This is a genomic window from Leptospira kirschneri serovar Cynopteri str. 3522 CT, assembly GCF_000243695.2.
Lineage (GTDB): Bacteria > Spirochaetota > Leptospiria > Leptospirales > Leptospiraceae > Leptospira > Leptospira kirschneri.
This window is the reverse complement of the sequence record NZ_AHMN02000013.1, coordinates 1-19,585: the sequence shown is the minus strand read 5'-3', so window position 1 is coordinate 19,585 and position 19,585 is coordinate 1. Positions and strand designations below refer to the sequence as shown.

Below are 19,585 nucleotides of genomic sequence, written 5' to 3'. Positions count from 1 at the left end.
TACATTTTGGATAATTGCTTATAAAGTGTTTAGTGGTAATTATAATCAAATTAAAAATATATTTTATAAAGGATTCTTTGTAAGATTGGATGTTGAAAAATTTTTACAATTGGATCTATGTTTTGGAAATTTTTTACAAAACTACTCATTGATAGATTATAATAAAACGGAAAAGTTTATTATGAAATTTGAAATCGATGTAAAATAAATTTTACAATTATCTTTTAATCGTTATGATTGGACGCTAAATTCCGGTTCGATTAGAAAACGTTCTCCATTTACAATCAAAGTTTTTTCAACTTACCAGAAAAAAGAGGTAATCGTGCAAGAAGTTCATCAGTACCTAGATCGATATTTAGAAGAAAATATTCTTCAATCCGAAACCATTCATAGGATGAAACATGTTATCCACGAATTCAGCATTCGTGCCCCCAAGGTTCTTGTTACCAAATGTATCGATGGTAGAGTACATGGAAGTAAATTGAAAGGTTATCCGGTCACTACGATTCGTTTTGGCAGGACCGACGGAAATATCGTTTCGACAAACCTAAACAATTTCTGGTTTTGGAACCGAATCGATCGATTGATCAACGACGCGACTTGTAATACTCCTAATACTCCCGCTTTGTTTATTGCATATATGCATAGATCTGATTTACCCGGCTTAGGTTGTGCCGCTCACAATCACGACGAATTAGCTGCAAGAAAAGCAATTCAAGAACAGACACAAGTGGTTCGTAAAATTTTTAAAAAAGACAGACTTTACGTTATGGAAGGAATCACTAACACCGATTCAATGGCGGAAACTTTGATTTTTGAAAACGGAACCGTTTTGGACACGACCGAATTTATTCAAGATTTCGATTTTAAACGTTGTTCCGATATTTTTCATCGTTCCTTTTTAAAATATCCCCTTAAAGATTCTTCCACGGCGAGATATGTAGGATTTAAAACACCGGAAGAATTACTTTCGGAACCGGAACTTCTTTTTTTTAACGATTTTCAAACTTCTCTTTGTATGAAAACATATTTGATTCGAGAAGTAACTGGAATTATCGTTTCAGACGATTTCGCTTCACAAAAATTGATTCAACCGGACTTGTTTAACGCTTTGACTCAAAAACTTTTTTCTGTCAAAGATCTTCCTCCACTTTTGATTCCCGCATTATTGTATCAATCGGTTTGGAATATTACCTATTCTCTTTATCATAAACGAAAGTTATCTGACTTAAACGAAGTCGAAAGGTGGAAAATTTTAGATCACGCAGAAGAGTTGATTTGTTATGGAGATGGTTTCGAACTACTCCAAAGAAACAAGGCCATTCTTGTCAAAACGGGAAGAGGAAACGATATAGACGCTCTAAATGTAGCTCGAAAAGTTTTAGAAAAAAATCGAACCAAACAATCCGATCAAAGTCCTATTTTAATACATCTTAATATTGAAATTTCCGGGGAACTTTCCGCTTGGGAAGATATTAATGAAAACATTTCTTCTAAAATGAATACATTACTTAGGAACTTGGAACAGGTTTTTCAGAATGTAGAAACGGTAGTTTTGACTACGTATTCGTATCGGGATCAAAAACGTTTTTATCCGATTCATACCAAAAGGGATAATCGAATTACTTATCCAGTAGATATTTTAAGTGGAATCAATTCGGAAATCTTGTTTTCAAGTATGAGTTTGAAATCGAGAGAGGCTCTTTATTCAACGGAAAGAATGGGCAAATTTATTTAAATATTCAAAAAATGGATTGTACTTATATGATTATACATTAGAGTTGTTGAAAAATTCCATAGTGAAGATTCGTAAAATTGCTTCAATTGTCCATTCAATCCAATACAAACAGATCAAGAATTAATTTTTCAACAACTCTATTCACTATATAATTAGATACTCAATATTTTGCTCTGGAATAGGAGCCAGTAGTAAGAAATTTTAAAGTAGTTAGAATTTATGAAAAATAAGAAACCAAATTTGATTCTAATATCTTCAAACCAGAAAATTATCATCGTAGACGATAACCAGAAATATGCGCAACAACTAAGTTCTTTATTGCTTTCACAAAAAGAAACAATACAAATAACATATGCTGAAAATATTCGTAGTGGATATAAAAAAATTTTAAAAGAAAACTTTGAGGTTTTTTTCTGTGATATTACAATAGGAAAAAGATTGGTTGGTTTTTATTTGGTTCATAGATTAAGAAAACGAAACGATAGAATTAAAATTATATTGATGTCTACTATCTTTGATCATCCTATTTTTTTTATCTTATTTTACCGTATTATAAAATTCAGCTTTGGTTTAAATGGCATTTGTAGAAAATCAGACGTTATAAATAGAAAGCTGGTAATTTATTAAACGAACTACTTCATCGGGTAATAAATTTGAATTTTTTATTTCAATATATTTAATATTTTTTTCTTTTAGTTTTTTTGTAAGAATATTTTTATTTAATGAAAAAAGTATATAAGTAACAAATAAAAGTATAAACTTTTCAAATTTAGTCTTCCGATACGAAGACCTATTTTTCATTCTTATCCATAGATCGAAAAAAGAAAAATCAAATAAAATAAACACTAAACTTTCACTTTTTATAGTTTCTATAATTGTGTTAAATAAATCAGGAAGGATTAAATGTGATCCTTCGTAGACACAAAGATTGGTTTCATTTTTTATAATTTTATCTAATACGGATTGATGGATTGTTATAAATTTCTTTTTTCCGATAAATTTAGTACCGAGTTTGTTTTTATATTCTTGATCAAAATTAAAAATTCTCGATTTTGCACTATGATATTTGTAAGAAGTTGTAGTTTTTCCCGAATTCGTCGGGCCGACCATGATTAATTTAGAATATTTTAATTTCACAATGTTTCTAATTTGAATTTTTGAAGTTTATTTTTCTTTTGAAAAAACATACTTTTTAGAAATATTCCAAAAACAGAAAAGTATGAATAATTTCTTAATATGTTTTCGCATTTAGAAGATTCTAATAGCAGAGTTACTTTCAATTTTTCTAAATAATCGCGCACTTCCGGGTCGGAAAAACAAAACTCTTCGTATGTTTTAAACGAATAAATTTCCAAGGGGATATTAATATAACCGATCTTATGGTCTTTTTTATAATCGATTAAATTATCCACTTGGATATAAAATTTAGCTAATGTTTCTAATTGTATTTTGTCATTTAAGATTTTTTTGTCTTTAAAGATGGAAGCGCAGATTTTTAATGATATGATTCCAAGTTTTATATTCCTATTTTCAAGGAAAACTCGATTCAATAGTTTAAACTTTCTCTTAAAATCATTTTTTTGAATTTCTAAAAACGATTCATATAGAGGTTTATAGCTCTCGCTATGTTTTGATAGGAATATTAGTCTTCCTAAATATTCAAATTCGCTATTTGGTTCTCGGTTAAAAAATATTAATTCTTTTTGATTTTGTAAAAATTTTTCTACTTCTTCTATATCCGATAAATTATTATCCACGTTATTATCAATCCATTCTAAATAACTGTAGATTGTGTAATAAAGAGCGATTCTTTTTATTTTAAAAAAAGAAATAAGTATAATAATAAAGTAAGGAATTTTGTTTTTTGTATTTGAACTTATAAATCTTAAGATTTTGTAGATATTTTTTCGTTTGTACATCGACTGGAAATTCTTAAACTAATACGGGTTAGGCGTAAGAAATCCGCTGAATCCAATTTAATTTTCTGCAAGAAATAAAATCAATGAAAATCTCCTATTATAAAACTGGCGCAATTTCACAGAAATTTCCATTAAATTATTTGAAAGAAGGTTTTCCCTGGCTTTTTACGCCAAATTGTTGTTAGACTATTTATCATTCTTTAAATTTTGGACATATTTTGAAAGTTCTGCTCTAAAAGAAAACTCCCAAGTTCCCATTAGATAACGAAACGCTGAAACGATTACATCGGGACGAGGAGGATCTCCTCCAATAAATAAATCTGGTTGTTTTGGAAGTTTACCTAGTTTAAAAAGTCCCCCAGAAATTGCTTCTGATCCACAGGCTACTAAAGCTTTTGGAGAAGGCATCGTTTCCCAAGCCGTATCCAATGGGCCTTCCATATTCGGTCCTACCGGTCCTGAATACACCAGCGCGTCGGCGTGTTTTGGAGAAGCTACTACTCGAATCTTACTTGCCTCACTGTCAAAAAGAGCGTTGAAACTTGCATTTATTTCCGCTTCGGTCGTATTGTTTCCGCTAGCCGCTACTTCTCTAAATTGAAAGCCGGTTTTTTTAGTAACCTTTCTGAATTGTTTTACTTCTTCCGTTTCCATTTCCGGTTTTTCATCCAGCATTCCATTTGTATATACTACTTGTAACGCTTCACGATCGGTTGAATATACATGAACAAAACCGGAATCTATAATCTTTCCGTTGGAACATACTTCGGAACATCTTCCACATTGAAGACAAGCGCCATAATCAAAACTCATCTTATCCTTAGATATAATCTTAAGGGAATGAGTCGGACAGACCTGTTCGCAAGATTTGCAAGTTAAACAGGATTCGTTCGAAGATAAAACCGGAACTGGAATTCCTCTCGCGTTTGGATTTAGAGGAGATACTTTTTTATAGTTCATCGTCTTTGCTGGGCGAAAAATATTCAATATTTCGAATACAATTTTCATAAATCGACTCCTACATAACTCAGATTGAAGGATTTGTTGTTTAGTGGAAAGTCTCCTATATATTCCCCTCTTACCGCTAATTCCAGCGCATGCCAATTGGGAACGGAAACTTCTCGGATATAAGCGTTTTCGATCATGCCACTTGAATCCAAATCCAAGGATACAAGTACAGGCCCTCTCCAACCTTCTACTGCGGAATAATACGTTCCCTTTTTGACTGGGTTTGATTTTCCAAACTTAAGATCAAGCGCCGCTTCCAGTTTAGGAATCGCTTCCACGAGCCACTTGCTGCTATTTTTTAATTCTTCATAACGTAAATAAAATCTGGCCCACGCGTCTCCTCTCATTTGATCTCTGTTCAATTCGAGTGAAAGCGGAGAACTAAACGCATAAGATTTTTCTAAATTACGTAAATCTCTATTTAGGCCGGTACATTTCTCCACCATACCTATAAATCCAAGATGTCTAACTTGTTTTTGTCGAATGACTCCACAGGATTGAAGTCTTTCACGGTTTGTAGACCTTCCAGCGGCACGTTCAAAATGTCCTACAACTTCTTCTGTCACAGAACGAATTCTTTCTGCTAGTTCTTTTAATTTATCTCGATTGAGTCCTTTTCTAAAAAAGATTTTTCCCGGAGACAAAGCCCCTCGTCCGAAACGATTTCCGGTTAACGCCTCCATCACCCCGAGAGGAATTCCTCTTTGTAAAGAACATACACCTTGTAAAGGATAATAACCGATGTCCCCCGCAATGGCCCCCATGTCTCCTATATGAGTCGCGACTCTTTCCAGTTCTAAAAGTACTAATCTAGCAAAATCCAACTCTTGAGGAACGGCGATGTTTTGAGCCTCTTCAAAAATTCTGGAAAATGCTATCGCGTAAGAAATCGTGCTGTCCCCTGAAATCGCTTCCGCGTATGACATAGAATCCTTGGGGCCTTTTCCTTTGATTAAATCGATCAAACCTCTTTTTTGAAATCCGAGTCTGATATCCAAATTTCGAATTTCTTCACCTTTTACAATAAACCTAAAATGCCCCGGTTCAATTACACCCGCGTGTATAGGTCCGACCGCGTGAGAATAATGACTGGCAGGAATCGGTACCTTTAATCCCTTATATACTAAATCTTTAATACCTTTTTTAGTTACGAATTTTTCCAGATCCATTTTGCGATCAGCGGTAACATATCTTTCAAAATCATAAGAAGAATAATCCTCTTCTCCCTGATCTACTCCTAAGGAATGTCTAAGAATCCAAATCGGATTTGCTGTATCTTCAAAAGCTTCCTTTTCGGAATATTCTACAATTTCATGTTCTATTCCTTCGTTTGAAAGCCAGAAACGGTTGTAACCTTTTTTTCCTTTTCTAGGATAGAAACCAGTTACGCTGCGCATTCAAAATTCTCCTTGCAGTAGGTGATAAAAACCCCATATACCTAGACCCAACACCATTATAAAAAGTAAAAGAGAGTTAGTCATACGAATCTGTAAAGTACTCGCAAACTCTTTTGCAAAAGGTCTGTCTTCTAAGTTAAAAAGTGGAACCGTTTTGTAGAGTAACACACCGAAGAAGATCAATCCTAAAAACGGAACCGTGATCACAAACCATTGGCCTTGAGCCCAACCTACTTTCAAAAGTAAAAGATCATTTACGAAAATCGGAGAACCTGGAAGTACAAACGCGACAAATAAAGACGCGGTATAAAGCGAAAGTGCTTTTTTGTTAATTTTTTCGGAAAGGAAAATCTTACTCAATTCTCTTTTACCTGCATCCATTCTTACGATTCCCATCGTTAAGAATAATACCGATTTCAAAACTATGTTTCCGGCCATTACGAAATTAAAAACTGGATCCGGTAAATCCATCCAAAGAAAAATTCCGATCGCACCGCTATGAAACAAAGCGACTTTCGCGGTCATCATTCTGAGGTCGTTTCTTTGATAGAGTGCAACGATACTTTGTAACATCGTTATAACTCCTAAAATCAACAATCCGTCTGAGGCGCTGAAAGTTGTCGGATACAATTGATGATCCATGTGGATGAACGGGCGTAACGCATAACTTACCGCAACCGGAACAAATGCTGCAATCAACGCGGAGATTTGACTCGGGCTTTCTCCATAAGTATCCACGACCCAGACGTGATTTGGAAAAAGACCTAGTTTTGCGGAATAACCAAAGATAGCCAACCAAAGCCCGATCTCAAGCCATAGGTTTTCTGGATGTTCGGATAATTTGCCCGCAAGAACTTCTACGGGATGATCGATTCCGTGTAACGTTGCCGTTAAAATGATGATCCCTAAAAATGCGATTCCGAGACCGAATGAGTTGATCAAGAGAAATTTCCATGCGATCGGAAACAACTTCGAAGTTCTACTGGAAGATACTAATAAGGCTCCCGTAAAAGTAGTCGCTTCGATTAAAACCCATTGAAGAGCAAATCCTTCTAAGTTCCAAGCCGCAAACGTAAGTCCAGTACAAAGGATCATTAGAAAAGACCACATTGCTATTTTTTTTTGGCCCTTAGTAGGTGCTAAAACATACGCTAGTAAAATTAGAAATAGAACGACTACTCCGATTCCGTTTAGTATAAAAAGATTCATACGGACACCTCGTCTTTTTCGTTTTCGGAGGAAACTTCCATACTGATTCTAAGAGTTGCTGCTGCTCCGATGATAAATACCGCATCCAAGAAAGAACCGAATTCGATTCCTAAAGGCAATTCCGTTCTTAAAATTTGAGTCAAAAGAAAAGTTCCGTTTTCAAAAACAGCAAACGAAGCGATCACCCCAACCCAATGACGACGAACTACGAATCCCACCATACCTACATACAATATAAGAAACGTATATAAAAAGGACATTTGATTTACTTGGCCGAATCGAAATTTAGTAAAACCTAATATAAGAAAACCAACAATTGCTCCTATCAAAAGAAGGGCGAAGGTGGGAATATAATCCACTTTTGGAAAAGTAGATTCTACTGAGTTTGTTCTCCTGGCGGTCAAAAAAAGAATCCAAGGAGTTAGGATCACTTTGAAGAGTAAAATCATTCCCGCTAGAAATAAACTGTGAGTGCCGTATCCACCATCTTCGAAAAGAGGGACTAAAAGAAATACACTTTGAAACGCAAGAAGAAGGACTAGTCTTTTCAAACGATTTTCAAGAAGAATCACAACTCCGATTAAAAGTAAAATTAGATAACTGAATTCTGTTCCCATATAACTGATCAACCTAATTTAAGAAGAATGCCCAAAAAGAGCATGAAGATGAAGTTTAAACCGAGTAACTCTGGAACCCAGAGCCACTTTCTTCGAGTACTATTCGCTTCTATATAACCCACACAAATTGAAACGAAAATGGCTCCTAAAACCGCGACTATGTCGAGCCAAAAAGTAGGTACGGAACGACTTAAAAAAAATTCTCCGTGATAAACTCCCATCTTAGCTACAAATAGAAATAACGCGCACGTTTTAAATTGTTGCGCTAATTCAAAAAGGGCCCTTCTGCTTCCGGATGCTTCGAGCAACATAGCCTCATGAACCATAGTAAGTTCCAAATGAGTTCTAGGATCGTCAAACGGCGGTTTGGCGAGTTCCGCTAAAATTATCAAAGAAGTTCCTAAGAGGAATAAACCTCCGAACGCGAGGCTTGCAAAGTTTGCATTAAATACCAGATGTGATTCAAATACCACGAGAACCAAAATCATAATTGGTTCACAGAACACGTAGAGTATAACTTCTCTCGCTGCGCCCATTCCCGCGAAAGACGTACCGTTTTCTACGGAATAAGCGAGTAACGCAAATCTCATGATCCCAATTAAAAACGGAATCAAAAGAAAAGATCCCCATTCGAAACTAGTCAAACTCCAAACCGCAATTCCAGATAAACAGGCTATAAGAGGAGAAGCTTCCGTAAAAAATCCTGAAAACGGTCCGTCTACAGGTTTTTTACGGATCATTCTCCAAGTATCATAAAGAATTTGAAAAACGGGGGAGCCCACTCTTCCTTGAGAATAAGACCTTATTTTTTGAACCAGTCCTCCGCATAAAAACGGAAGAACGATAAATGATAAAACCCGAATTATCGGGTCAAGGTATTTAAGAATAATTTCCATAAGTCTCCCTCGGTCAACTTCAGGCCAATAATTACGAATAGAAGAATCACCACCGTCACAGAAGAAAAAGCAAGATTAATCGAGATCGATTCTTCGTTTGTCTCGTTCGGTTTGGTTTTGAATACATTTAAGAATTTTATAATTCCCTGAAGTATTCCTTCATCCAAACGAGAATTCCCTTCTACGTTGGTGAAGTATCTTCCCAAAGAAGGAAAGAGAGGATCTGAAATTCCGTCGGAAGGAATTGCAACGTCAGCACCTCCGTAATTTCCGCCGCAGTCCCAAAGTTTTCTTTTGGAAATTTTGGTTCTCAAACCCATGATTCCAACCAGTACAATCATTCCGAGCCCGATAAAGTTCACGATCGCAAGACCTTTATACCACTCTTCGTCTAACCATTCTTTGGTGGGTGAATGATAAAGAGCGTAAGCCGAAATTCCAAACGAAACGATTAAGATCAAAATACCGCTTGAAAAAATAGAATAAAATACTGAACGAGAAGGTTTATGTTCCGGCCAATTTGTTCTTGGTCTGGATAAAACCATTCCTAAGAAAATTCTCAAATGTCCCGCCGCACCTAAGACCAAACCGGAGGAAACCAGAATCAAAAGTGGTAAAATAAGAATTGCACTTTGTCCTGGAATTTCCAAAACACCTGCGACTAACTTTACAAAGGTGGCTTCGGAAAGAAACCCAGTTGTTCCTGGAATTGCAAGAAAACTAATTGTTCCCAAACTCAGCAAAGAAGTTGGAAGTCCTGAAATTCTACCTACTCCTGTATTCTGATCTACATTCGAAAAACCTGATATTTTAGTGAGGTATCCAATCGAAAGGAATTGAAACGTTTTGCTGATACTATGATGGATCAAAGACAAGATGAACAGAAACGAAAAAGATCTGCTCAACACTTTTAAACTTTCTATTTCGCTGTCTTTCCACAAAGCGGAAAGAAGGATGCAGAGAAATAGAAAATTCATATTCTCCACAGTACTATAAGCGATCGCTTTTTTTGCATCTCTTGAAAATAAGGAAGAAAGACCCGCCCAGAGAACTCCAAAACCCGCGAGAGGAATTAAGATTTTAATATAGATCGTATTTCCAAACCAAGGTGCTACTAGTTGATGAAAAAGAATCAAAGGAAGATTTACCAGAATTCCGGAATAAGCGGCTGATGCGTGAGCAGGAGAACCGGAGTGTGCCTCCGGAAGCCAAAAATGAAAACCAAAAAAAGCTGCTTTGACCAAAAGGCCGGCTACCAAAAACATATTTCCAAATTCGCTTTTAGGTGAATAGATCCAATACGTAAAACAAAATGCTCCTACTCCACCCGCGACGACTAACGCGATAAAACTTTTTATGGAGTTTGGAGTCCATTTGCCTCCTTGATAAAGAAGAAAAGCACTAACAGTTGATAATTCCCAAAATAGAATCAGCCATAATGTCTTTCCGACTAAATAACAAAGACCCGTACTAAGAAAGAATACGGAATATCCTAAAAGTACGGTAGTTCTTTTGCGATGTTCATATCCATAAACATAAATGGAAGAAATGAACCCCAAAACGGCTTGAAGAGTAAGACCGATGAATAAAACCGAATCTTGTTCTAAAAAATTTTTACCGAGCACCTTTGCCGCTAAAAAAGGTGCAACAAGCGACATTAAGACTATCAGATAAGATAAAACGGTCATCGGCCTTAAGCCTCCTCTTTAAAGTGCGGCGTTCAATTGAAAGAAAAATACGCTCGCATTGTTTGCTGAGGTATGTTGTTTCATAAACGCGGCGGAATTTAATTCAAATTCGTTCGTTGTTGTGTTGTATATCAAAGGACTGTTTCTATAGTTTCGAATTGAATTACCGGCAATTAAGAAACCTGCACCCGTCCAAATAGATACATTATCATTGATTTGAAACATCCAAGTTAGATCCAATTCGTTATAAATATTTCTACCTGTTGAATAAGGTTGTGTAAAAGAATTTCCAGTATAATTTTCGGTCGAACCAGCAGCAGAAGTTCCACCAGATACGTTAGTCGACGTTGCTACGGGAGAAGAGAGCGCAGAACCTGCGATAGAATTTGCACCGCCGTTGATCGCGTACCAAGCGTCGTTTTTCTGAACCTTATCGTTGATAATATAAGCGATTTGGAACATACCCCATTTTTCGTTTTTGTAAGTAATGTTCGCGTTCCAAGAACTTAGATTTTTAGTATCAATGTTTTCGGAAAGACCCGCTACGTTGTTCCAATAGGGAATTACTCCAAAACGAGGATTGACGAGAGTTTGGAAAGTAGAAACACTTCCGTCGGCTCTATTGTTGTCTCCGGAAGCGTAAGTATATTGAGCACCTATTCTTAACTTTTCTGCAAAGGTATAACCGGTTTGAACTACATGGAATTGTCCCGAATATTTGACTCTTTCCGTTCTAGTATTAGCAAGAGGAATACCGTCTTCGGTTGTAGTTGGGAGATCGTAACCAAAAAACTTTTGATGAATTCTTTGGCCGTTATAACCGTTTTGCCAAGCGCTTTCGATCGTCCAATCCCAGCCCTTTCCTTGAGGAAGGTTGTTCTTATTGGTTCTGTTTGTAAGTCTAAAACCGGTTGTATAAAGCATGTCGTTTTGCTTTTTACGGTTTTGGGCTAGAACGTCATCTGCGGTAGAAGAAGGAGTAGTTTGAGGAATCCATTTTTTAACCACATCTATATTATAAACATCTAAAACAACTTCATTCAAAATTTTGAAAGTATTATAAGTACCAAAAAGAGTTGTGTCCGATTGAGACGCAGATGGATTTGTGTTTGTTACAGTCGAATTTAATTTAGGATCGTTCGCTGAGACAACCCCGTTTACGCCACTTTGCGTCCAAAAGGGCCTTGCTACAAAAAAATGGGAACTAAAACTCTCATAGTCGAACATCACTCTAGCGCCGTCATAAGAAAGACCGTTAATGGTCCAGTTTGCGCCGCCTAACATTCTTTGATCTCCATAAGCCCAAATCTGTCTACCAACCTGTACTTTCGCATCTAAAGGAAGTTTTTTGATCATCACAAAAGCTTCTCGAATACTCGTATTATTGGAAGCGACTGAATTGTTCGGCCTGCCAGGAACGTTCGGGTCGGAGCTAAGAGTAGGAGTGTTACTAAAAAAACCGGAACGAATGTCTCCTACGTTTGCTGGAGAAGCGCCACCCCAAACTCTGGTATCTTGGACTGTGATTTTAAAAGTTACATACGGACTTGGATCGATAAGAAAATAAAATGCAGAAGTCTGCATGATACGATCGGTATAAGCATGATTGGATTTATCGAAATTGAGATTGTTTCTGGATTCGTATCTAGGTCTTAGATAAAATCCTAACTTAATCCAATCGTTGACCCAAAGTTTATTGGAATATTTGTTCACGGTTTTAGAAAGATCCGGATCAATAAACATATGTCGATTATATTCAGCGTTTACTCCTTCTTTTTTCATGGGAGAAACGTAATCCGCGTCTTCGGATTTTGTATCGGTCACCTGCTTTGTACTGGCGGGGGATTCAACGGAAGATTTATTCTCCGTCGTCTGGGTGGTTTGAGACAATAACGCTCCATTCCCAAAGGAAAGGAGAAAGAAAAAAATGAAACCTATTTTTACAGAATGTTTTTTTTGGCTCGAAGTCATTTAATTAACCCTTCGTTTTTTATTTAAGAAATTCTATTTAATCAAAATAAAAGAATCATTCAGAAAAGTTCTGTTATTCGTTTAAATAGGAATCGAATTATAATTCATTCAATAAGTGTTTAATTTAAAAAATGAATATAATCATTTATGAATTCTTTTTAAGTTTTTAAAAAGAATTCACATAAAACTTGATAGATAAGAATTACACCAAATCTTATAGGATTTTATTATTTGATAAACTCAATTTTTTATTTCCTACAGATCCGGAGAATTCTAAATCCAATTTTCTCGACAACCTTTCAGGGAACTCGAATCTGATCATAAAATTAGAGTTTTGAAATGAGTTATAAAAACAATTGTCGAGAAAATAAAACTTTTTTCCTTAAGTTGAAGTCACGAGATAGTAATAGAGCGGAATTCCCGCAACAATGTTAATCGGAAAAACAATCGAAAGCGCAACGGTAAGATAGACACTCGGATTTGCTTCCGGAATCATATCTTTCATAGCGGCAGGTACGGCTATATAGGACGCAGAAGCACATAGAACTACAAACATCAAAGCGTCTCCGGCTGGCATTTCGATCACTTTAGTAAGAACCAAACCTATTGTTGCGTTTACAATCATCAAAACAATAGCCGCAACAATTAGGAATAATCCAACGTTAGCGAGTTCTTTAAATCTACGAGCGGCTGAAATACCCATATCTAAAAGAAAGAATGTAAGAATTCCCTTAAATAGATCATCCGCAAAAACTTTCTCCGCTTTCCAACCAGAATCTCCGGTGACATAACCTACGATTAGAGCTCCGACTAAAAGATAAATCGAAGAACCAAAAAGAGCTTCGTGTAACAGAGCCTTCCAGTTGATAGCCCCACCTCCGTTCATTTTATTTTTATTTAAACGGTCTAAAACCACGGCGATTACGATCGCAGGAGATTCCATTAGGGCCATCCCAGCGACGATAAACCCGCCATATTCCACTTTCAGATTGTGTAGAAAAGCGCCTGCCGTTACAAATGTGACGGCGCTAATAGAACCAAAGGAACCCGCTAAGGCGGCGGCGTTGTGCTTATCGAGTTTAATTTTCAAAACAAAATAGGCATAGATAGGAACTATAACCGCCATAACCGAACATGCAAGCAGAGTAAAAAGATGTTCTTGACTGAATGCGGTTTTGGATAATTCGTGTCCTCCCTTAAAGCCGATGGCAAAAAGAAGATACATTGAAAAGAATTTAGACAGGGATTCGGGAATCACCAAATCCGATTTAAAAAAAACGACTCCCATCCCAAGGAAGAAAAACAATACCGGCGGGTTTAGCACATTTTCTAAAATTGCGTGCGTGTCCATAATCAGCTAACTCCATGATTTAAGAATATCAAACCTCGATTAGAACTCACGAACCGAGATAAGAAAATCTGTAATTTTACAAGGGAAGGAAAAGAAATTGAAACCTACTCTCTACAATCCCTACTGAAGGAATAGACTTTCCAAGATTATAAAATTGGACAATCACTTTTTCAAAAATCGAGTTATTTGGAATTTCTAAACTATTTTTGTAATTTGTGAACCAAACATAAAAACATTGAAAAAATCTTTTTTAAGAATTAAAAAAGTAATAGTATGTCGATCATTGGTTAATATCCAATCATTGTAGGGTGACGTGAATTTTGAAACTTAAAGGTAGGATTCAGGACCGCTCACTTCACTGTTACAGTTCTAAGTAAGAATCATAGAAATTGAAATTTTTTACAGAGAAAATAAAAACTAAATTTGCTTTGGAAATATTTTTTAAAACAATGATATTGTTAAAATGAAGGTTAGTGAATCGGAATGTATAAAACCCTAACTTCTAATTTTAGAATTTTTGTGCTGATTTTTGGCGTTTTTATTTCTTTTTTTCCGGTTTTTGCTCATCCTGAATCGGTATTACTTACCCAGGAAACTTCTTCAAAAAACATAAGTTCCCTTATAGAATATAGATATAGGGGGCAACAATTTGCAGGTTGTTCTCCGGATCATATAGATGGTTTGGAAGATTTAGAATGGCATCAAATTCTGACCGAAGTTTTACGCGTAAAAAGAACACCTTTTGGGAATTGGCTTAGATTTAGCGTTAAAAATTCCGAATCCACGATCCAAAGTAGAATTCTTTTACTCGGATGGTTGAACGTTCCAGATACTCAGCTTTGTTTTTTTGATAAAAGCGGAAAGTTCGTTTCTGCGAAATCTGGTTATTCAAATCGTATAGAAGATGAAAAGATTCTCACGAATTTACCTCATTTCAGAATAGATTTAGAACCTAACGAAAATAGAATTTTCTATCTTTTTGTTTTATCGAACGAAGATATCAATTATCGAATTCAAATCATGGGCTTAGAGGAATTTGAACTTCGTAAAAGACTTAGATCGATCATTTCTTATTCAATCATAGGAATTGTAATGATTGCGATTTTTTATTCTCTTTTTTGTTATTATCGATTTAGGAATTTTACTTTCGTTTCTTTTTTATTGTATATCATTTCTGTTCTTGTTACTTTTTATTTTCTTCACGGACGTACTTTTGCAGAAATTGCGGGAAATACAAATAATCTATTTCGACACAGTTATTTTTTGTTCCTTGGGATTTCTTACGTACTTTTATTTTTATATTTATTCTCGGTAGATAAAACCAACCAAAAAAAAGTTTATCGTTCTGTGTTTTTTTGGATCGCTGGAGCTTTAGGAGTTTTATATTTTTTAATTCCCCTCTTACATTCTTGGTATGATCATAGAATTTTACTTTTAGTCGTTACGGTAGGCCTTTCTTCTTTTTATTTTATACGGGTACACTATCAATTTTTCGGCCCTAACTCTTCGATTGGATTTCTTTATACCACGTCTTGGGCCGTGTTTTTAGTATTAGATATTTATAAAACTATTTTTCATTTTGATTTTTATCCGTTTAATTATTTTTCCGTGTTTGGGGTTGTATTATTTTTACCTTTTCATTCTATCTTAGTAAGTTTTTCTTTGAATGAATTTTTGAATCGGAAAAAGTCTCAGAAACTTGAAGATAAAGATTCCATACAAACTAGAAAGTCCACGACTAGTTCTTTAAATGTGATAGAAATTGTCCAAAACGTTAAGAACCTTTTAGAAAAGAAAAAAGTATTTCTTCAAAAATCTTTAAAGGAAGAAAATGTAGCTAAAGAACTTGGTTTAAGTCTCCATCAACTTTCTGAAATCATCAACGTGGAATTTGGCAACAATTTTCCTTCTTTAATCAATCAACATAGAGTTGAAGAGGCTAAAAAACTTCTTCTCGATCATCCGGATAAAACTACTGCTGAAATCGGAAGTAGCGCGGGATTTAGTTCTAAATCTGCGTTTTATATGGAATTTAAAAAGTTTACCGGAACAAATCCGAACGCATATCGTAGAAAAGAACTTAAAAACGAATCTACATTTCGTAAAAATTTTTAATTCTAACTTTTAGAATATTCAAAAATATTAATATTTTAAACAAATCGTAATATCTAACGTGGCAAGGCATAAGAAACCGGCAAATCCGGCTGCCACAGCAGCCGAACCGGGCTCTTTAGCTCTGGTTAATAAATTGTATACGGAAAATATAATATAACAATCGTCTTTAGATTCAATTTAGAACACGATCGAAAACGCGATTCGTAGAGAGCGTTGCTTGAGTTACTTCGAGCACCCATAGAGTGAGATAGCTTTAGTTTTCTCGCATCGATCCCTTTCGCGTTATACTGAACTCATATTACTTAGGGGACTTGAATTGATTTCGGTCTTAAAATAAAATATTTTTCAAAGTGAAAAATATGTTTTTTAATTCATGACTGTGATCTCTCTTGAAAAATTATTTTTAGACAGGGCATTGTATGAATTTAAAATGTTATATGGAGAAGTACGATGCAAAAAAAAATTTCGATCTTTTTTTTTATCTATATACTCGTCTTGAATTTGTTTTTCTCTTGCAACCTAATTGCGTATTTGTTCCTCCCAAAAGAAATTGTTCCTTCAAAAATGATCATAATCTTTCATACCGGCGAAATTGAAATCGTTAGATATGGAAAAATCTTACCTTCTTCCACAGGCCTAATTTTACAGGAATGCGATCTGATTCGAACTTTTTCCGGATCGGTTGATATTCAATCCGGAAATGGAAATCTGATTCGAATAAAACCTTATACAGAAATCATATTAAAAAATCTTCCAAACAAACAGCACAAAGAAACAAATCTTTATTTTCAATCTGGAGAATTGTTGATTAAAACGGACAAACTTAAAACGGATGAGTCTTTTTATATATCTACTTCCACGACGGTTGCGGATGTTCGAGGAAGTATTTTTTCATTAAAACTCACGGAAGGTAGTCAATCTCCTGAAGTAAAAGTTTACGAAGGTGCAGTCGGGATGAATTTCAAAATTCCGAATAAAATCTTGGAAAAAATCAAAACGATGAACGAGAAAGTATATGATGAATTTATAATATTTTTGGAAAAAAACGAGGTTGTTTTAGACAAAAGGGAAGTTTCTCTTATAAGGCCGAGTCAGGATCGAATGATCCAACTCATTTTGACAAAAGTGGAAAACAAAGAAGATATTTCTAAAGAACTTGCTACGATTCAGAAAATCGAAAATTTCAGTCTTCAAAAAACCACTTTTGTAGAAACTCCTCAAGAAATTGCAGAAATAGAAACTCTTGTCCGCGTAGACCGAATTATAGTCGACCAAGCCTTAGCCGAACAAGATTCTAACGAAGTCCAACCTTTTATTTCTTCGATTTCTTCGGAAATTCAGAGGGATCAAAATTCCAAATTAGATCAAGCCTTGAACAAAATTCAAACAAAGATAGAAGAAAACGTTTTGAAATACGAATCTGAAATTTATGAATATTATAATGTTTTTGAAACTGTAGTCAAAGAAGACGGTTCAAAACTTTCAGGCGCGATCGTTACTCAAGTCGGTGATACATTGATTTTACATACTCTTAAGGGAGCAATCCGCTTAAATAAAAACGAAATTGATTATGTCGATTATCAAAGTTCTATAATAAAGAACAAATAAATTGTATATTTGATTTTTAGAATATATAAATTACTGCAAAAGTTTCTTCCAAAACGTAAGAACAACTATAATTCCGAGTTCGACAATAGAATTTTGTTGTTAATTTTAATTTTCTCTTTGATCTTTCTATTCACTCTTCCAATCTGTCCCAGACTATGAAAAAGAAAATCCTTCTTTTAGGTTCCGGTGAACTCGGTAAAGAATTTGTAATCGCGGCTCAGAGATTGGGGCAATACGTTATCGCAGTCGATTCTTATAACGATGCTCCCGCTATGCAAGTCGCTCACGAAAAAGAAATCATCAATATGTTGGACGGAAATCTTTTAGATCAAGTCGTAGCAAAACATAAACCGGATTTGATTGTTCCAGAAATCGAAGCGATTCAAACAGAACGTTTTTACGAATATGAAAAACAAGGTTATCAAGTTGTTCCCTCGGCAAAAGCTGCCAATTTTACTATGAATCGTAAATCGATCCGAGATCTCGCTGCTAAAGATCTAAAACTTCTAACGGCTAAATATGTATACGCTTCTTCTATAGAAGAACTAATTAAAGCAACGGAAATATTAGGTTTTCCTTGTGTTGCAAAACCGCTCATGTCTTCTTCTGGAAAAGGGCAATCAGTTATCCAGTCTCAAGAAGAAATTTCCAAAGCTTGGGAAGCGTCTCAAACAAAAGGCCGTGCCGGTGCCGCAGAAATTATCGTGGAAGAATTTATTCCTTTCGAGTCGGAAATTACTCTTTTAACGGTTACTCAGAAAAACGGTAAAACCTTATTTTGTCCACCGATCGGTCATCGACAAGAAAGAGGAGATTATCAGGAAAGCTGGCAACCGGCCGCAATTTCGGAAATTCAACTAAAAGAAGCGCAGAGAATGGCCGACGCAGTGACAAAAGAACTGACTGGTTTTGGTATTTGGGGAGTGGAATTTTTTTTAACCGAGGATAAGGTTTATTTTTCGGAACTTTCTCCGAGGCCACATGATACCGGGATGGTTACGTTAGCCGGAACACAGAACTTCAACGAGTTCGAACTTCATCTTAGAGCGATTTTGGGAATTCCTATTTCAGAAATTACTCTGGAAAGAAAAGGCGCAAGCGCTGTAATTCTTGCGAGTGCTGAAAATAAAATACCCGAAATTAGTGGGTTGGATATTGCATCTGGAATGTCTGAATCGGATTTTAGAATTTTCGGAAAACCTATTACAAGACCATATCGCAGAATGGGCGTTACACTTTCTTATTCTACAAAAGGAGAGGAAATTTCTTCTCTTCGGAAACGTGCGGTTCTTTTGGCTTCTAAAATCAAAGTCAATTGAATGAATCTCTATAAAATCCAAAGTAACAATCTTCAATTTGGTTTTTGCGTAAAACTTCTGTTTGGTGACCATACCACAAACTGCAATTCTATGCAAAAATTTGATTCTTTTTGGATTTTATAGTAATAATAACAAATGCGGTAGTTCCTAGAGATTATGTCTATTTTACGTGAGTTTTATCATGGTATGAGTTCCCACATTTTCAGAATTGTCTGTAAAATCCAGGTTTCTAGGAACTACTACAAATTCTTTCTTTTCTTGATTGTTTTGAATAGTGTATAGAGGCGATTTTAGACTTGTAGTACTACTTTTTGTAGTAGTTCCTAGAAATTTTGTTCGTATGATATAAATTAAGTGTTCTTTGTTTGGTTCGTTTTTCGTTACTCATCCCTATCCAATTGAGTATCTAAATGTTTGTTCCAAAATACAGTTTCAAGTAAGTTCTGTAAAATCCAATACAAAAGTGATTGAGGCTCAGCTGAACGCTCTCTATCATAACCTTACCCACAAGTTGAATAGGATTTTAGAATCATAAGGCTCAAAAACGCACATTTTTCAAGTGTTCCGACAAGAATGAGTCTTTTTACTTGCAAAAAGCATGTTTTTCTGATAGAGAAAAGTCTTCCGAATTTCTCCACCTCCGCCCCCACCCAAAAATAAGGGCGGGAACTCAGTTTTACAGAGGATTTGTCGTAATTCCCACAGATTTAATATTGAAATCTAAATACTTGTGGGTAAGGTTATGGCTC

General features: G+C 35.5%; 15 protein-coding genes and 1 pseudogene. 5 read left to right on the top strand and 11 right to left on the bottom strand.

Going from position 1 to position 19,585, the window contains the following annotated elements; translation table 11 throughout:
- Positions 1–322: 322 nt before the first annotated feature.
- Both LEP1GSC049_RS211495 and LEP1GSC049_RS211500 read left to right on the top strand, forming a co-directional pair.
- Positions 323–1,738, top strand: a complete 1,416-nt coding sequence (locus tag LEP1GSC049_RS211495) for a hypothetical protein (RefSeq protein WP_004755457.1) — start codon at positions 323–325, stop codon at positions 1,736–1,738.
- A gap of 219 nt (positions 1,739–1,957) precedes the next feature.
- Positions 1,958–2,365 carry a response regulator gene (locus LEP1GSC049_RS211500; protein WP_004777316.1) on the top strand — a complete coding sequence of 136 codons (408 nt, stop codon included), beginning with the start codon at positions 1,958–1,960 and terminating at the stop codon, positions 2,363–2,365.
- On the opposite strand, the gene LEP1GSC049_RS211505 is transcribed toward LEP1GSC049_RS211500, so the two are convergent.
- From LEP1GSC049_RS211505 to LEP1GSC049_RS211550, 10 genes are all read right to left on the bottom strand, one after another.
- Positions 2,330–2,875, bottom strand: a complete 546-nt coding sequence (locus LEP1GSC049_RS211505; protein ID WP_004754751.1) for a hypothetical protein — start codon at positions 2,873–2,875, stop codon at positions 2,330–2,332. The genes LEP1GSC049_RS211500 and LEP1GSC049_RS211505 overlap by 36 nt on opposite strands.
- A complete protein-coding gene (locus tag LEP1GSC049_RS211510) occupies positions 2,872–3,657 on the bottom strand; it encodes a hypothetical protein (protein ID WP_004756605.1) in 786 nt (261 codons plus the stop codon). The genes LEP1GSC049_RS211505 and LEP1GSC049_RS211510 overlap by 4 nt, the downstream gene beginning before the upstream one ends.
- A 186-nt stretch (positions 3,658–3,843) precedes the next feature.
- Positions 3,844–4,665 (bottom strand): NADH-quinone oxidoreductase subunit B family protein, encoded by an 822-nt coding sequence (locus LEP1GSC049_RS211515; protein WP_004754073.1) that lies wholly within the window; start codon positions 4,663–4,665, stop codon positions 3,844–3,846.
- On the bottom strand, positions 4,662–6,062 hold the full coding sequence (locus tag LEP1GSC049_RS211520; RefSeq protein ID WP_016561034.1) for a hydrogenase large subunit: 1,401 nt from the start codon (positions 6,060–6,062) through the stop codon (positions 4,662–4,664). Before LEP1GSC049_RS211520 ends, LEP1GSC049_RS211515 begins: the two co-directional genes overlap by 4 nt.
- On the bottom strand, positions 6,063–7,271 hold the full coding sequence (locus LEP1GSC049_RS211525; protein ID WP_004753674.1) for a proton-conducting transporter transmembrane domain-containing protein: 1,209 nt from the start codon (positions 7,269–7,271) through the stop codon (positions 6,063–6,065).
- On the bottom strand, positions 7,268–7,888 hold the full coding sequence (locus LEP1GSC049_RS211530) for a membrane protein (protein WP_016561087.1): 621 nt from the start codon (positions 7,886–7,888) through the stop codon (positions 7,268–7,270). Before LEP1GSC049_RS211530 ends, LEP1GSC049_RS211525 begins: the two co-directional genes overlap by 4 nt.
- Positions 7,889–7,896: 8 nt before the next feature.
- Positions 7,897–8,784, bottom strand: coding sequence for an NADH-quinone oxidoreductase subunit H (locus tag LEP1GSC049_RS211535; protein WP_004753923.1), 888 nt, complete (start codon positions 8,782–8,784; stop codon positions 7,897–7,899).
- The gene (locus tag LEP1GSC049_RS211540) at positions 8,751–10,472 is read right to left on the bottom strand and encodes a proton-conducting transporter transmembrane domain-containing protein (protein WP_004756614.1); all 1,722 of its coding nucleotides are present in this window, start codon (positions 10,470–10,472) and stop codon (positions 8,751–8,753) included. Before LEP1GSC049_RS211540 ends, LEP1GSC049_RS211535 begins: the two co-directional genes overlap by 34 nt.
- Positions 10,473–10,490: 18 nt before the next feature.
- The gene (locus tag LEP1GSC049_RS211545; protein WP_016561069.1) at positions 10,491–12,443 is read right to left on the bottom strand and encodes an alginate export family protein; all 1,953 of its coding nucleotides are present in this window, start codon (positions 12,441–12,443) and stop codon (positions 10,491–10,493) included.
- Between the two features lie 382 nt (positions 12,444–12,825).
- Positions 12,826–13,794, bottom strand: a complete 969-nt coding sequence (locus LEP1GSC049_RS211550; protein WP_004755381.1) for a sodium-dependent bicarbonate transport family permease — start codon at positions 13,792–13,794, stop codon at positions 12,826–12,828.
- Between the two features lie 483 nt (positions 13,795–14,277).
- Between LEP1GSC049_RS211550 and LEP1GSC049_RS211555 the strand changes: the two genes are divergently transcribed.
- The 3 genes from LEP1GSC049_RS211555 (at position 14,278) to purT (ending at position 18,836) form a co-directional block, all read left to right on the top strand.
- Entirely contained in the window at positions 14,278–15,909 is a 1,632-nt protein-coding gene (locus LEP1GSC049_RS211555; RefSeq protein WP_004754054.1) for a helix-turn-helix domain-containing protein, read from the top strand.
- Between the two features lie 450 nt (positions 15,910–16,359).
- Positions 16,360–17,517, top strand: a complete 1,158-nt coding sequence (locus tag LEP1GSC049_RS211560) for a FecR domain-containing protein (RefSeq protein ID WP_004756588.1) — start codon at positions 16,360–16,362, stop codon at positions 17,515–17,517.
- Positions 17,518–17,672: 155 nt separating this feature from the next.
- Complete coding sequence (purT, locus tag LEP1GSC049_RS211565; RefSeq protein ID WP_004754817.1) at positions 17,673–18,836, top strand: formate-dependent phosphoribosylglycinamide formyltransferase; 1,164 nt, start codon at positions 17,673–17,675, stop codon at positions 18,834–18,836.
- Between the two features lie 676 nt (positions 18,837–19,512).
- Here purT and LEP1GSC049_RS2000000229380 read toward each other — a convergent pair.
- Positions 19,513–19,585: pseudogene (locus LEP1GSC049_RS2000000229380) on the bottom strand (Imm7 family immunity protein); the annotation flags it as partial.

Bases quoted from the DNA above. Each gene is read 5' to 3' on its own strand.
- LEP1GSC049_RS211500 (WP_004777316.1), top strand. From the start codon at position 1,958: ATGAAAAATAAGAAACCAAATTTGATTCTAATATCTTCAAACCAGAAA.
- LEP1GSC049_RS211510 (WP_004756605.1), bottom strand. From the start codon at position 3,657: ATGTACAAACGAAAAAATATCTACAAAATCTTAAGATTTATAAGTTCA.
- LEP1GSC049_RS211515 (WP_004754073.1), bottom strand. From the start codon at position 4,665: ATGAAAATTGTATTCGAAATATTGAATATTTTTCGCCCAGCAAAGACG.
- LEP1GSC049_RS211520 (WP_016561034.1), bottom strand. From the start codon at position 6,062: ATGCGCAGCGTAACTGGTTTCTATCCTAGAAAAGGAAAAAAAGGTTAC.
- LEP1GSC049_RS211525 (WP_004753674.1), bottom strand. From the start codon at position 7,271: ATGAATCTTTTTATACTAAACGGAATCGGAGTAGTCGTTCTATTTCTA.
- LEP1GSC049_RS211530 (WP_016561087.1), bottom strand. From the start codon at position 7,888: ATGGGAACAGAATTCAGTTATCTAATTTTACTTTTAATCGGAGTTGTG.
- LEP1GSC049_RS211535 (WP_004753923.1), bottom strand. From the start codon at position 8,784: ATGGAAATTATTCTTAAATACCTTGACCCGATAATTCGGGTTTTATCA.
- LEP1GSC049_RS211540 (WP_004756614.1), bottom strand. From the start codon at position 10,472: ATGACCGTTTTATCTTATCTGATAGTCTTAATGTCGCTTGTTGCACCT.
- LEP1GSC049_RS211545 (WP_016561069.1), bottom strand. From the start codon at position 12,443: ATGACTTCGAGCCAAAAAAAACATTCTGTAAAAATAGGTTTCATTTTT.
- LEP1GSC049_RS211550 (WP_004755381.1), bottom strand. From the start codon at position 13,794: ATGGACACGCACGCAATTTTAGAAAATGTGCTAAACCCGCCGGTATTG.
- LEP1GSC049_RS211555 (WP_004754054.1), top strand. From the start codon at position 14,278: ATGTATAAAACCCTAACTTCTAATTTTAGAATTTTTGTGCTGATTTTT.
- LEP1GSC049_RS211560 (WP_004756588.1), top strand. From the start codon at position 16,360: ATGCAAAAAAAAATTTCGATCTTTTTTTTTATCTATATACTCGTCTTG.
- purT (WP_004754817.1), top strand. From the start codon at position 17,673: ATGAAAAAGAAAATCCTTCTTTTAGGTTCCGGTGAACTCGGTAAAGAA.